The sequence below is a fragment of the Olleya sp. YS genome (assembly GCF_029760915.1).
In the GTDB taxonomy this organism is placed as follows: Bacteria; Bacteroidota; Bacteroidia; order Flavobacteriales; family Flavobacteriaceae; genus Olleya.
In genome coordinates this window covers 1,608,891-1,624,598 of sequence record NZ_CP121685.1, presented here as the reverse complement: position 1 = coordinate 1,624,598, position 15,708 = coordinate 1,608,891, and the positions used below count along the sequence as shown (strand labels likewise).

The 15,708-nt window shown below is 31.3% G+C and carries 10 protein-coding genes; 6 read left to right on the top strand and 4 right to left on the bottom strand.

Annotation, left to right across the window (positions count from 1 at the left end):
- Positions 1-7: 7 nt before the first annotated feature.
- Positions 8-3,718 (bottom strand): metallophosphoesterase, encoded by a 3,711-nt coding sequence (locus Ollyesu_RS07375; RefSeq protein ID WP_279300593.1) that lies wholly within the window; start codon positions 3,716-3,718, stop codon positions 8-10.
- Between the two features lie 56 nt (positions 3,719-3,774).
- On the opposite strand from Ollyesu_RS07375, the gene Ollyesu_RS07370 reads away from it, so the two are divergent.
- Positions 3,775-5,049: a Pycsar system effector family protein gene (locus Ollyesu_RS07370; protein WP_279300592.1), complete on the top strand. Its 1,275-nt coding sequence runs from the start codon at positions 3,775-3,777 to the stop codon at positions 5,047-5,049.
- Here the strand turns inward: Ollyesu_RS07370 and Ollyesu_RS07365 are convergent.
- From Ollyesu_RS07365 to Ollyesu_RS07355, 3 genes are all read right to left on the bottom strand, one after another.
- Complete coding sequence (locus Ollyesu_RS07365; protein WP_279300591.1) at positions 5,039-7,423, bottom strand: GAF domain-containing protein; 2,385 nt, start codon at positions 7,421-7,423, stop codon at positions 5,039-5,041. The genes Ollyesu_RS07370 and Ollyesu_RS07365 overlap by 11 nt on opposite strands.
- Before the next feature lie 106 nt (positions 7,424-7,529).
- Positions 7,530-8,624, bottom strand: coding sequence for an ABC transporter permease (locus Ollyesu_RS07360; RefSeq protein ID WP_279300590.1), 1,095 nt, complete (start codon positions 8,622-8,624; stop codon positions 7,530-7,532).
- Between the two features lie 8 nt (positions 8,625-8,632).
- Positions 8,633-10,801, bottom strand: coding sequence for a carboxy terminal-processing peptidase (locus Ollyesu_RS07355; protein ID WP_279300589.1), 2,169 nt, complete (start codon positions 10,799-10,801; stop codon positions 8,633-8,635).
- 153 nt (positions 10,802-10,954) lie between these two features.
- On the opposite strand from Ollyesu_RS07355, the gene surE reads away from it, so the two are divergent.
- From surE to Ollyesu_RS07330, 5 genes are all read left to right on the top strand, one after another.
- A complete protein-coding gene (gene surE / locus Ollyesu_RS07350; protein WP_279300588.1) occupies positions 10,955-11,731 on the top strand; it encodes a 5'/3'-nucleotidase SurE in 777 nt (258 codons plus the stop codon).
- Positions 11,721-12,002 carry a hypothetical protein gene (locus Ollyesu_RS07345; protein WP_279300587.1) on the top strand — a complete coding sequence of 94 codons (282 nt, stop codon included), beginning with the start codon at positions 11,721-11,723 and terminating at the stop codon, positions 12,000-12,002. Before surE ends, Ollyesu_RS07345 begins: the two co-directional genes overlap by 11 nt.
- A gap of 1 nt (position 12,003) precedes the next feature.
- Positions 12,004-13,125 (top strand): lipid-A-disaccharide synthase, encoded by a 1,122-nt coding sequence (gene lpxB / locus Ollyesu_RS07340; RefSeq protein WP_279300586.1) that lies wholly within the window; start codon positions 12,004-12,006, stop codon positions 13,123-13,125.
- A gap of 3 nt (positions 13,126-13,128) precedes the next feature.
- A complete protein-coding gene (locus tag Ollyesu_RS07335; RefSeq protein ID WP_279300585.1) occupies positions 13,129-13,656 on the top strand; it encodes a C40 family peptidase in 528 nt (175 codons plus the stop codon).
- Between the two features lie 78 nt (positions 13,657-13,734).
- On the top strand, positions 13,735-15,708 hold the full coding sequence (locus Ollyesu_RS07330; RefSeq protein ID WP_279300584.1) for a ComEC/Rec2 family competence protein: 1,974 nt from the start codon (positions 13,735-13,737) through the stop codon (positions 15,706-15,708).

Sequence of the window (15,708 nt, the reverse complement as noted above, 5' to 3'; positions counted from 1 at the left end):
ATAATTATTAAAAGTTTAGACCAAATCCAAAAGAAAATCGTAATCCTTCTTCACTATTAAAAAAGTTAAATGTACCTGACAAGCTATTTGCTGCAGTCACCCAAAAACCTCCACCATAATCATTGTGCCAAATTTTTGAATCTTCATTTCGTGACCATACACGACCAACATCTGTACCAATAAAAATACCTAATTGTAATGGTAATGTTTTAGTTTTAAACTTATTAAAACTATAGCGTATATCTGCACTTCCGGTTAAACTATTTTGACCTGTAAAACGCTGTAATCTGTATCCTCTTAACCCATTATTTCCACCTATATTAGCTGCTTGGTAGAAAATTAAATCGTTACCAAAACGCAATTGAGTGCGCACATCTGTTTTTAGTACTAGCTTTCTGTTGGTAATAAGCGCGTTGTAAAAACCTAATTCAGAATTGATATAACCATAAGTGTATTTAGTGTTTTCAGGCTCGGTTTTGGCACCAATATCTAAACCAAAAGTCATCCCTCTTGTTGGTATTGCAAAATTGTCAAAACTTTTGTAATTAAAGTTTCCTTCAACTCCTGTAAACAAACGTCTGCTATAAAAATCAGTATTTGTTGTAGAAGGCTCTATAGTTTCAATAAATCTATCTGGAGTTTCTCCTATTTTAATAGCGTCTAACATTAACTTAACGCCAAAATCAGAACCAAAATTACCTTTTTTCAAAATACCTACGCTTGCAGCGTAAATACTAGTTTTTATTCTGTTGTAATCTAAATCAAGCTCATCATCATTATTAACAGTTTCATTTCCATATCCAAAAAAGTTATTGGTAAAATTCTCGCTAGTTAGTTGTCCTGCTATATGTAAATTCCAATCTCCAAATAGGTTTGCAAACTCTCCATCATAATTTAAACTAAATCCATCTGTTGCAAAAAAGTAACCTCCATTAAAACGATGTTGCTGAGAAAAAGGATTACGAGAAAACCCTTTAGTGGTTTTGGTTAGTCCAATTCCAACTTTTAATCCATCGTCTGGATTAAATCCTAAACTAGGAGTAATAACACCTGTTTTAACAATATTTTTTTGAAAATCGAACAAGTTGTTATTATAAATATCTGTTAGATTAATTTTTGCTCCTTTGTTTTCTGTAATTGTATTAGGTTTAGATTTATGGTCGTAAATACGAACGCGTCTTCCATTTTTTATAATATATTCATCATTGTTTTGTCCTCCTACAATTCTGGTAAATATTAAATTATTTGCTTTTCCTGTTACTTCTATAACATCGTCATCGTCTAAAGCATAAATCCAAAGTTCTTTTGTCACATCTTTGTTAAACGTTCTGTCTACAATAACATCTGCTTTTTTACCATCTTTAATTCTAGAAATAATAACTTGTGTTTCGTTATCACCAATTCGCTTAACTTCAATATAATCATCCTTATCAGTTCCTGTAAGTACAACCAATTCGTTTAAATAGTCATAATACCGCTCTGCAATATCTTTCAAGTTACCTCGTCTTTGTTTTAAGAATACTTTTATTTGTTCAAGGGTCTCGTCTTTAACCTCGTCTGGAACTTTATTAAAAGCTTCATCTATAACTTTGTCTGTAACATTATCTAGTAAAAATTGTGCTTGTTTTAGCCATACATCTTTACCAGATTGTTGAATTAGCACTTTGTCTAATTTTATTCCAGCACTATTCATCCACTCTATATCTTTAAGCTCACCATCATATACTTGTAACTGCTTGGTAGATCCAGAAATTACACGCATAATATCTAGTAAAGCACCATCAAAATTTGAGAATACTTGATCGCGATCTCTAGGTATAGGTTTGTATAATTTATCACCATTTTCTTGATTAAATTGTGCCCATCTCCATTGATCCTGATGTCTATCCCAATCGCCCAAAAGCATATCAAACAATCTTGCTCTGACAAAAGCATTTTCGTCTATTTTATACTTCTCATCAGTTCTGATTTTTTTTATGATATCATGCGTACTTTCTATATCATCTGCATACCCAAAATTTCTTTCGTCTGTATAGTTATCTTCTGGACGTTCTTCAATTAAGTATAATTCGCCTCCAAAATCACGATTGTAATCCTTTAAATGTTTATGCTTAGGAATATAAAACAGTTTTGGATTAGTATGATATATTTCTGCAGCATGTGATAAATCTGGTACTACTATAAAAGCATAAGGATGTGCTGCTGTATAAAAATCTAAAATTAAATCTTCAACTTTAGTTTTATCAAAATCGTCTTCTAAATATGTTTCTTTAAAGATAACTGTTTGTAGATACTGTGTGGCACTTTTACGTAAGGCTCTCATGTTTAATTGACGTCCATCTTTAGTTTGCAATCGCAAAGATCTGGTTTGGTGCCCACCGCCTTCTCTAACTATTTCTAAACCACCATATAATGTATCTAGTGTAGCTACTTGTACCTCTACTTTTTTACTGTATAGTTCTCTATATTTATCTCCAAATAATGCTTCATATACATCTGATTTATCTGTTTCGTCTTTAGTGTAAATAGATGCTTCCGTGGTAGAAGGAAAAGTGTCAGGTAGTTGAGAAATGTCATATTCTGGCTCATCTTCTTCAAAAACTTGCTTAGTATACATTAATTTAGCCTTATTATTTTCTTCGCTATAAAAACTCACATAACTACTACCATCTTTAAACACAGTAAAAGTTGCAAACCCTTGGTTACCATAAGCAAACAATCCATTATTACTTAATGCTGCACCAGATTTTTTAGCACCAGAACCTGAAACAATTTGTTTGATTCCATCATTTTCTATGTACTGTAACGAATGTTCATGTCCTGAAGCAAAGATGATATTGTCATATTCTAATGCTAGAGTTTCAATACGATTCATCATTTTATTGTAGCGCTCGTTATAACGATCTTGAATAGATACACCACCTTGTGTTCTAACTTGTGCTAAAAAAGACGCTAATATTGGTAAGGGTATTTTATTTTGTGTAGGATATAAGTGTTTGTCTGCAGTAAAAAAACCACCATGAGTACCATTGGTATACATGGGATGATGCATAGTTACTATTACCGTTTTATTTTGTGCCTTTTTAAATTCGCCTTCTAGTTCTAGTAAAAAACGTTCTCTGGTTTTGATTTCACACTCATCATTTATGGTTGGATGCTTGTTCCAATTCTCTAAATACCATTGGGTATCAATAACAATTAGTTCTACTTTATCGCTAACCTCAATAACTTCTAATGGACAACCATCTTCTGGTTGATATGTATTTTTACCTAAAGCGTCCTCGATATATTTTTCTTCATTTTTTAAACCTTTTAACCCATCAGAGTACCAATCATGATTACCAGGAATGAATACTATTTCACCATTAAAATCCTTTACCGCATCGACTTGTGCTTGCAGATAATTTTTAGCATCTTCATAAGATTCGTGGTCTTTATCGGGTAATCCAGAGGGATAGATATTGTCTCCTAAAAAAACAGCATAGTCTTTTTTTGTATCTGTATTTTTAATGTAATCTCTAAATGCAATTAACCCTTTAGAGTATCCGTCTTTAGGTGATTTTCCTGCATCACCAATTAAATAAAATGTTTTGTGGATTGGCTTATTAGGAAGTGGATTTACTACTGGGTTTTCGTCTTTGTATTGCGCTTCAAACGATGCACAATTGGTTAATAAGACAGCAAAAATAAACGTTAGGATTATGTTATTTTTAGTCATTTATAGAATTTTAGTTTTATTTTTTTAGTAATTTGGATTGGTCTAAATACGTATATATGTCTAAAATCATAGAAAAAACTGAAGCATTTGTTTTCGAACTCCTTAAAAATGAGCTGCCTAACACCATAGTTTACCACAACCACACACATACCTTACGAGTATTTAAAAGTACGAAAGAAATTATAGATAATTCTAAAATTGGTGTTAAGGATGCAGAAGTTTTACAATTAGCAGCTTTACTGCACGATGTTGGCTATGTAAAGACACGTATTGGACACGAAAAAGTTAGTGCTGAAATAGCACGAAAATTTTTATCAGACGAAGGGGTTTCGGATAAAACAATACAAAAAATTGAAGATTGTATTCTAGCTACTAAATTTGATGTTGAACCGCAAAATGAACTTGAAAAAATATTACGTGATGCAGACTCATCTCACTTTGGTAAAAAATATTTTCCTGAAGCTAGTGAGTTTTTAAGAAAAGAATTAGAACTAGCTGGAGTAGCTAACTATTCGCCTAGAGAATGGTTAGATGAAAATATTAAAGTTTTATCAAAAAAACATTCTTATCATACAGATTACGCGCTTCAGAATTGGCAAAAAAGAAAAGAAAAAAACCTAGCAAAATTAATTAAAACAAAAAAGAAACAGAAAACAAAACTTAAAACAGAAAAGCTTAAAGCTAAGTACAAAGCACAGTTTAAAAACGATAGTCCAGAACGTGCTATCCAGTCTTTTTATAGAACTGCCTTAAGAAATCATATAAAGCTTAGCGATATTGCGGATACTAAAGCTAACATATTACTGTCTGTAAATGCTATTATTATATCTGTAGTATTGGCTAATTTAATTTCTAAATTGGATACTAACCCTTATTTAACATGGCCAACAGTAATTTTTACATTATTTAGTGTTATTTCTATGGTTATGTCTATAATAGCCACACGACCAAATGTTACTAGTGGACAGTTTACTAAAGAAGATGTAGAAAACAAAAAGGTAAACTTAACGTTTTTTGGTAATTTTCATAAAATGGAACTTAATGAATTTGAATGGGCTATAAACGAGATGCTGAAGGATAAAAATTATGTGTACAACTCATTAACTAAAGATTTATACTTCTTGGGTAAGGTTTTAGAAAGAAAATATAGACTATTACGAGTAACCTATACAATATTTATGATTGGAATTATTACGTCCTTGATTGCTTTTGGTGTTGCTGTAAAAAATAACCCAGGCGCAAATTTACAAGATGTATTAGAAACTACAGAAGTAGAGATTATAACTCCTAAAATGCAAGATTTAAAAGACTTTTATGTTATTAAGATTTAATCTCACTCATTAGATCATCGTAGGTATAAAACTCTTTATCGTTAGATTCTTTGTGATACAGAATATTAACTCGTATTGCTTTCAAACCTGTTACACCTTGCAAGTCTTCTAATTCTAATATTTCAACCTCATCACCCAATTTATGTTTAGCTTGTAAGAAATTGACATACTTTAAATATTCTATTTCGTCCTCCTTTTGAGAATATACAATGGTCAATTTACCTTGATCTGTAACACGCTCTTCTGTGCCTTTAATATTTGCTTTATCAACACGCTTTTTAACCACTTCATATCTTGCGTTATAAGTTCCATCAACATCAAAGTGTTTTTCATCTGTTCTAAATCTTATAGATAACGGTTGGTTAAACACTAAAATCATAGAGGCGACATCTAATGCTAGAGGATATTCATTTTGGTGATTGTAATAGGCATTTTCCATATCACACATTACCTGTAATTGCCATAAGCGAAGATTGTATAAATAAATTTTATTAAACGATTCCTCTTTAGTTATAGATTCTCCTATATACAAGTTATGTTCTACACCATCTGTTTTATAACGTTCAAAAAAATGAGGGTACATTTTTTGAGCCTCAATCTGTTTTCTATCAAGCAATGAAGACATATTTTTGTTTATCAAACTAATTGTGTCATCATAATTTTTACGATAGAAGTAAATAACGTTTAACGTATCGTCAACTTTATTGTAATAATCTTCTATAACTTCTGTTAAATGTGATTTAGATTTTAATTGGTATTTAAAAAGTGGCTCAATTTCATTTAGAAAAAATTGAGTTATTTTCTGTTCACTATCGACTTTAAAATCTGTTTTTAGTGTTTTTTTATAAGACTTAATTTGAAATAAAAGCTGCTCAAAAATTGGAAGTTTTTCAGTTTCAAAAGCAGTTTTAACAATACGCTCTACCATTTTAAGTTGAAGCGATAAATCTTTTTGAGTCGCATTATTTCTGGCATCAGAAGATCCTTTGACATCAATTTGTCCAAATAAAGGAAATACATTGTCAAAACTTATTTTACTAAAAGTTGGATTTTTATTTCCTTGGTGTTCTTCTGTTATAAATCGTCTTGCTGCCTTTTCAAACTTCCATTTTACACTTGGGTGGATAGAGGTACACTCTCTTTGTATTATTGCTTGTATTAAATTTTCTTCTTCTCTTTTTGAGCGTTTTACAGCAGAGAGTATAAAAGGCATAACATCTTCCAATTTCTTAGAGTTTATACTATTTAATGCTCTTGGAGTTTTAGATACTAACTCTAATACAGCTAATAATTTTCCATGCTCTGCAATTGGTGCAAAAATGGCGCTTTTAAAACCTTGCTCTTGTAATACTTTAACTTGAGGCGCTTGTCCCTTTGACTGTTCAAAACTTTTATCTACATCTGAAATAGCGAAATTAGCTTTGTCTTTTAAAATTTTGTCATAACTAAAATGGCAAAATAAATTTTTACAATTAAACTCTTCTTTAGCTTGTAATAAAAAACTACTTATTCCAGAATCATGGACTTGCATTAAAGCGTTTTCTTCTTCATTATAAATAGAAAAACCTACTTGTAAGTCATTGACATTTAATAAAGAACGAAATACGTTTTGAAAATCACCCATAAATCTCTTATCCTTCCGTTTGTCACTTCCAATTAATGTCGTTTTAATATCAGAAATAGCTTGATCGTCTGTGACATCAAAAATATTAGAAATTACAAACCCTTTAGAGATATAGCTGTTAGGCGGAAATTTAGCTTTCCATAAATCTATATTATCAAAATTATCTAACAACTCATGAAAATCTTCGCGTGTTAATTTAGGAGCTTTAGCAGTTGGTATAATCTCCATAAAATCTGCATTATACAAGATTTTGTATATTCTAATTATACCATTTATATCAGGAATTTCGTAATACAATGGACGTTTAAAATTAGCATTGTAACCATAACAGAAATTCATAATTATGGTACAACCTAAAATATACCAATCGTTTTCAGGCATGTTTTTAATAACTAATTCAAAATCTGGTCCTGCAGTTTTTAAAATATTTTCAAACCGTTTTGAAGCATTGAAAATAAAATTATGATACGGTACACTTGCTGTTTTAATTTCGTTTAAACTTAATACTTCACTAAAGGCATCCTGAAGTAGTATTTGAATTTCCTTTTTGTGCTTTTCCAAGACTGAAACTTCACTAAACCCTTCTCTTAATATAGGATGAGACTCTTGCGCTTTAAGAACGTGACGAGCTCTGGCAGCAAGAAATTGGTCGTTACTTTTTGCCAAATCTTCATATCGCTCAATTAGCTTATTAAAGCTAATTTGTAGCGAGAACGGAAGGTTTATATTGTCGTTTAAATCTTTAATCATAGTTACGCTGTTACTCAAAAATACGGATTATATGGGTTAGTCGTATATATTTTAACAAGTTGACAAGATTATCAACTAATGTGTGAAATAAAATATTAAAGATTAATTAGTGCTTTACATCTAATGCATCGCGTAAGGCATTTCCAATTAACATAAATGCCATAACTAATAACATAATACATAAGCCTGGTATGATTGCCAGATAGGGTTTACCTAAAATAATATAGTTATAGTGATCTTTTATCATAGCTCCCCAACTAGCCATAGGTGGTTGTGCGCCAATACCTAAAAAACTTAATCCAGATTCTATTAATATAGCTGCAGCAAAATTTGCAGCACTTATAACTATTACTGGTGCTAAAATATTTGGTAAAATATGTTTTGTAATAATTCTGAAATCGTTAAATCCTAATGCACGAGCAGCTGTTACATACTGCATCTGTTTTGCACTTATAATTTGTCCTCTTACGACTCTAGCCACTTCTACCCACATGGTTAGTCCTACTGCAATAAATACTTGCCAAAACCCTTTACCTAGTGCTAATGTGATTGCGATAACTAATAATAATGTTGGAATAGACCAAGTAACATTAATAATCCACATAATTAATGTATCTACTTTTCCACCATAATATCCTGCAAGACTACCCATAAAAATGCCTATAACTAATGATATGAATACTGCTACAAAACCAATAAAAAAAGAGATGCGAGCACCTACTAATAATCTGCTTAATAAGTCACGTCCATATTTATCAGTTCCTAAATGAAATGTTACTTCTTTTATGTATTGTTTTGCTGAATTTTTATTAATAAAATCTGCATTGATTGTTTTTGTAACGCCTTCTAATCCATCTGAAGCATACTCTGTATAGGTTAATTGATTTCCAATAATACTATAATTAGAAATTGGGATTTCGGTATCCGTATTTTTATTGCCAAAAAACACTTTATCTAAGAAGGATTGGTCGTTTTTTATTTGAGATGGAATAGTCAACATATCCACACTAAATCCTGGCGATTTAGAGTGTATGGACACATGCATTTGATTAGCGTATTGTGATGCATCAGGCGCAAAGACATAAGCAAACACAGAAATTAATCCTACCACACCAATGAAGACTAAACTAAAAACGCCCCAAAAGTTTTTTTTAAACTTTTGAAGCGCTAATTGAGATAATGAGTGTGTTTGTTGACTCATTTAATTTTTTAATCTTTTAAAGTAGCTACTTTCTTAATTTCGTAAGTCATTTTTAAGTCGTTTAACACGTTTAATGCTTCTTCAACATAAACATCTTTACTTAAGTTTTCATGCCATCTTGTACGCTTATCACGTAATATCGTGTCTTGTTCAAATAATTGCTGTTCGTAAGGTAAAGACTGAAACGTTAAGTCTGTTTTATAATCTGAAATAGCATCAAATTGCTTAGCCTCTTCTTCATTTAGCTTTAATTTAGACTTATACTTCTCGTAGTTAAGCGAATAAGTGTTTTCATCCATTTTGGTTTTTGCCCAACGTGCATTGTCCTCGATTAACTTTAACTGTTCGTTATTAGCCATACGCTCTTTACTTCTAGATATGGTACGATCATAATCATAATATCTATCCCATAATTCATAATCTACAGGTGTTATTTTGTCCCAAGCTAATGGATTTTCCTGATCACGTTCTCCAATTTCAATAAAACTATAACGGTCTGGTACAACTACATCACTTTTAACACCTTCTAATTGAGTGGATCCTCCATTGATACGGTAAAACTTCTGACGTGTTAATTTTAAAGCACCTAAATCTCCGTGAGAACTATTACGCACCATTCGATTTAAGTCTAACACATTTTGTACTGTTCCTTTACCATAGGTTTGGTTACTTCCAATAATAATTGCACGTTTGTAATCTTGCATAGCTGCTGCTAGTATCTCTGAAGCTGAAGCAGACAACTCGTTAACCATTATTACTAAAGGTCCATCCCAAACAATTGACTTATCTGTATCTCTAAGTATTTCTTTTGGTTCGTCTGTAGAGCGTACTTGTACAATTGGACCATCTTTAATAAATAAACCAGCTATATCTACAACAGTTCGTAAAGAACCACCTCCATTATTACGTAAGTCTAAAACTAATCCTTCTATACCTTGCTCTTTAAGACGCTCAATTTCTAGTTTAATATCTGTTGCAGCATTACGATTTTTATAGTCTTCAAAATCAACATAAAACTTAGGTAAGTTGATAATTCCGTAGTTTTTATCTTCTTTTTTAACGATTGAAGATTTTGCATAAGTCTCTTCAAGCTCTACAATATCTCTAGTAATGGTATAATCTTCAATGGTTCCATCAACCTTTTTCATGGTTAAAACCACTTTAGTGCCTTTAGGTCCTTTTATTAATTTTATAGCATCGTCAATACGCATACCTACAACGCTAACTGCTTCTTTTTCTTTATTCTGACGCACTTTCATAATAACGTCTCCAACTTCTATTTGTCCATCTCTCCAAGCTGGTCCACCAGATATTAATTCGACTATCTTAATGTAGTCCATTTTCTTTTGTAAACGTGCACCAATCCCTTCTAATTTCCCTGACATTTGTTGGTCAAATCTATCTTTATCTGTTGGAGCCATGTATGACGTGTGAGGATCAAACTCTTCTACAATAGTATTAACATACATAGAGAACCAATCTTCACGATCCATATCTTCAATATAATCTGTAAAGTAATTATCTAGAGTTTTTAGCGTTTCGTTTCTAGCTTCTTCTTCCAATTGTTTTAAAGACTTAAATTCTTCTGGCTCGCTTGTAGTCTCTTCACCATCATTTAAAGCCTTTTGGTCTCCAAAACTATTATTATTTTGCTGATCGATAGCATCTGCATAACTAGATAAAGTATTAAATTTTAACTGCTGTCTCCAACGCTCTTTTAATTCTTTTTTACTTTTTACATAAGGTAACGATTCGTAATCTGCATTATACTCTTCATTCTCATTAAAGTTAAAAGGTTTAGCTAAAATGTCCTTATAAAATTGTTTTACTTCTTGTTGACGTTGTACTAATCGCTCATGTACTACATTAAAAAACGAAATATCATACGCTCTTAACTGGTCATCAATTTCTGTTTCAAACTTCTTAAAATCATTAATATCTGATTGTAAAAAATATCGTTTTAAAGGATCAACTAATTCTAAGTAATCGGAGTATATTTCAGCTGAAAACGCATCATTTAATTGTTTTGGTTCAAAATGTAACTGATCTAAAGCCAAGGTTATAATTTGAATTAACAACTTATCTTTATCTGGATTGTCTTCAACTTTAGCAGTAAAACTACAAGAACCAAATGCTAAAACTAGCACTAGCAAAATAATATTATAATTCCTTTTCATCTGTCTCTATTTATATTTTTGGGAAATTTCTACTAAAGTAAAGAAAAAACCATGCCAATAAAATCTAAACTCGCTAATTTTTTGTTAAACTGATTAAATTGAGTAGTTACGTAAGATTTTATGTATTTTAGCTAAGTTAATTAATCTTATTTTATGAGTAAAAAACCACTTATTTTGGTGACTAATGATGATGGTATAACTGCACCAGGAATTCTAACTTTAATAGAAGTTATGGAAACCTTGGGTGATGTTGTTGTTGTGGCTCCAGATAGTCCACAAAGTGGAATGGGTCATGCCATAACCATAAATAGCGTATTACATTTGGATAAAGTCTCTAAAAAAGGAGATAAAACACAACAATATAGTTGCTCTGGTACACCAGCAGATTGTGTAAAAATTGCTATTAACGAGGTACTAGACAGACGTCCAGATTTATGTGTGTCTGGTATTAATCATGGATCTAACAGCTCAATAAATGTAATTTATTCTGGAACGATGAGTGCTGCTGTGGAAGCTGGAATTGAAGGCATTCCAGCTATTGGATTTTCGTTACTAGATTACAGTTGGGATGCTAATTTTAAAGCGTCAAAAAAGTATGTGAAGCAAATTGCAGAAAATGCTTTAAAACATGGTATTGCAGAAGGTGTTGTATTAAATGTTAATATCCCTAATTTAAAAGAAGAAGACATAAAAGGCATTAAAATTTGCAGACAAGCACGTGCTAATTGGAAAGAAAAATTTGACAAGCGAAAAACACCACAAGGCAAAGACTACTATTGGTTAACTGGCGAATTTGTAAATTATGATAAAGGAACAGATACCGATGAACACGCCTTAGCAGAAGGATATTTATCTGTAGTACCTGTACAATTTGATTTAACTGCGCACCATTATATGCAACACTTAAATACTTGGCATTTTGAACAATAAAAAGAACGTAATTATAGGCTTTATTCTTGGTATAATTTCTACTTGTATTGGTGTGATTTTATACATTGTTTTGTTTTCTAAATTTGGTATTGAAGAAACCATTAAACAAGCCTTACAGTTTAAGTTTGTTGGCAAATTGGTAAGTTTAGGTGCCTTATTAAATTTAGGCTTATTCTTTTTATTTTTAAATAAAAAACAAGATAACAAAGCAAAAGGTGTATTAATTGCTACACTAATTATTGGATTAATTTTTATAATAAATAGATTTTAAATTGAAATATTACATTATTTCTGGTGAAGCTTCTGGAGACTTACATGGCTCTAACCTCATGAAGGCACTGCAAAAACAGGATGTTGACGCAGAGTTTAGATTTTGGGGTGGAGATTTGATGCAAAGTGTTGGAGGCACTTTAGTAAAGCACTACAAAGCACTCGCATTTATGGGTTTTTCTGAAGTTATTATGAATTTAAGAACCATTGCCAAAAATCTATCTTTTTGTAAGTCTGATATTGCCAGTTACAACCCAGATGTGATTATTTTTATTGATTATCCAGGATTTAATTTACGCATTGCTAAATGGGCAAAACACAAACAATTTAAAACACATTATTACATTTCGCCTCAAATTTGGGCATGGAAAGAAGGACGAATCAAAGCCATAAAACGAGATATTGATGCCATGTATGTGATACTACCCTTTGAAAAAGCCTTTTACGAAGATAAGCATAACTACCCTGTACACTTTGTTGGACATCCTTTAATTGATGCAATTTCTAGTCGTACGCAAGTAGATGAGTTTGAATTTAGAGCCACACATGGTTTAAGCGAAAAACCAATAATAGCCTTATTACCTGGAAGCAGAAAACAAGAAATTACCAAAATGCTATCGGTTATGTTAAGTGTGGTTAACGATTATCCAGACTACCAATTCGTGATTGCTGGTGCGCCAAGCCAAGACTATAGTTTTTACCAGACGTTTATTAAGCAATCCAACGTGCATTTTATAAGTAATAAAACCTACGACTTATTAAGCTTATCGACTGCTGCTTTAGTCACTTCTGGTACTGCAACGCTTGAAACCGCTTTATTTAAAGTACCACAAGTCGTTTGTTATAAAGGGAGTTGGGTATCTTACCAAATTGGAAAACGTGTAGTAAACCTAGACTACATTAGCTTAGTTAACTTGATTTTAGATAAAGAAGCAGTGACCGAATTGATTCAAAACGACTTTAATACAAAACGTCTTAAAAAAGAGTTAGACCTTATATTAGACGACTACGAGCGTACTAAATTTTTTATAAATTACTACGAATTAGAAAAAAAACTAGGCGGAAAAGGTGCCAGCCAAAACACTGCTCAGTTGATTTTTGATGCTATAAAAGATAAAGACTAATACATGAAAAAAATTGCCCTATTCCTACTTCTAATAACGGTATTTTCTTGTGGTGCTTCAAAAAGCAAACGTGTGGTTACCACAAAAAAAACTAAAACTTCAAAAGTATCTACCAAACCAAATGCAAGTACTAGTACTACCTCTAACAGCACCACAGATAATGTGGTTAAAAATGCGTTAGCCTACGAAGGTGTAAAGTATAAATATGGCGGAACCACCTCTAAAGGGATGGACTGTTCTGGTTTAATACACACTGCATTTATCCAAGAAAATATTAAAATGCCCAGAACCACTAGTGCGCTTTCTAAACATGGGGATTGGGTAGATTTAAAAGAGGTCCAAAAAGGCGATCTACTATTTTTTGCCACCCGAAAAAATAGCAGAAATGTTAACCATGTTGGCTTGGTCACTTCGGTAAGACCAGAACGTATCGAGTTTGTACACTCTAGTACCAGTAAAGGCGTGATGACGTCTTTATTGTCTGAGCGCTATTGGTACTTTGCATTTGTACAAGCACGTCGGGTTTTGTAAGAAATTTTATATATTAGAGAAGTGAAGCTTCTTAAATTTTCAATAATAAAATTTACAATATGCTTGATTATTGGTATCATGCTATCCAAACTATTTAGTATTAGTTTACTAAATAGTTTCCTTTTTTCTACTGGCTTTACTTTAATTTCTGTTGGGTTTTATTTCATTTTAAAAAAGAATAAAAGCCATATTTATCTCTTTGGCATATCTACTTATTTAACTTTTATAGCATTTGGTGTTTTTATTACCAATTGTAATGAAGATATGGAGAATTTAAATCATTTCTCACATCATTTGACTGAAAACTCGTCTGAAAACACAATTATATTTAAAGTTAGAGAATTACTAAAGCCTAACGCTTTTAGTGAACGATATTATGTAGATGTTTTAAAAGTGAATTCAAATTCAGTTAAAGGTAAAGCTTTGATTAATGTTGAAAAAGATAGCTTACAAACCAATCTTCCAATTGATGCTATTTACATAACTAATTCTAATTTAGTTGACATTAAAGCTCCTTTAAATCCAGACCAATTTAGCTATAAAAATTATTTAGAAAAACAGCAAGTGCACCACCAATTATATGTTAATTCAAAAAATATTTTCCAATTAAAAAACGACTCACAAACTTTATTTGGGTATGCAGCTAAATTTAGAAATTATATAAACGAAAGATTGAGCGGTTACAATTATACTAATGACCAATTATCTATCATTAACGCACTTATTTTAGGTCAAAGACAGAACATTACTAAAGAGGTTTATGACAATTACACCAACGCAGGAGCTATCCATATTTTGGCAGTGTCAGGATTACATGTTGGAATTATATTACTAATACTAAATTTTGTTTTTAAACCTGTAGAGCGTTTAAAAAATGGCAGCATTATTAAAACCGTTATACTTCTGGTACTACTTTGGACTTATGCTTTGATTGCTGGAGGCTCTGCTTCAATAATCAGAGCAACTACTATGTTTAGTATCGTAGCTATAGGTATGAATTTGAAACGTTCAACTAATATTTATAATACGTTAGCTATTTCGGTTTTTATATTACTATTAATTAAACCTAATTTTTTGTTTGATGTTGGTTTTCAGTTAAGTTATGCTGCAGTAATCGCTATTGTTAGTTTTCAACCTATTTTAGAACGACTATGGTCACCAAAATACAAATTAATTAACCTATTATGGAAAACACTTACGGTAACCGTTTCTGCGCAGTTTGGTATTATTCCTATAAGTTTATATTACTTTCATCAATTTCCTAGTTTATTTTGGTTGTCTAATTTGGTTGTTATTCCGTTTTTAGGAGTGATTTTAGGTTTGGGATTATTAGTAATAACCTTGTCGTTATTTGGTACTCCACAAACCATTTTGTCTGATGCATTTGGTCTAGTCATTAATTGGATGAATCAGTTTTTTGGATGGATATCTAATCAAGAGGACTTTTTAATTTTAGATATTCCATTTACTATTTTACAAGTTGTTGTGTCTTATGTTTTGATATTTTCTGTCTATAAACTTTACTATCAGAAAAATTATAAATGGATACAATTTTCTTTAATTGCTTTAATAGCTTTTCAAGCTACTTTTATTTTAAATTATTATAATACTAAAGGAGATTCTTTTATAGTATTTCATAAAAACAGAACTACTTTATTGGGTCAAAAACACAATGACCAATTGGCGGTTTATTCTAATTTAGAAAATGCTGAAAGCAATACAATTATAAGAAGTTATGGCGTCAAAAATTCGTTAAAAACATTTAAATCAACACCATTACATCCAATCTATAAATTAAAGGATAAGCATCTCTTGGTAGTGGATAGTTTAGGAGTTTTTAATGTAAAAGATGTTAAAATTGACTATGTTTTATTGACTCAATCACCAAAATTAAATCTAAACAGATTGATCGATAGTTTACAACCTAAAGCCATTATTGCAGATGGTAATAATTACAAATCTTATATCAATCGTTGGAGCAGCACTTGCCAAAAACAAAAACTCCCATTTTACCAAACTGGTAAAACAGGAGCTTTTGTTATACATTATTAA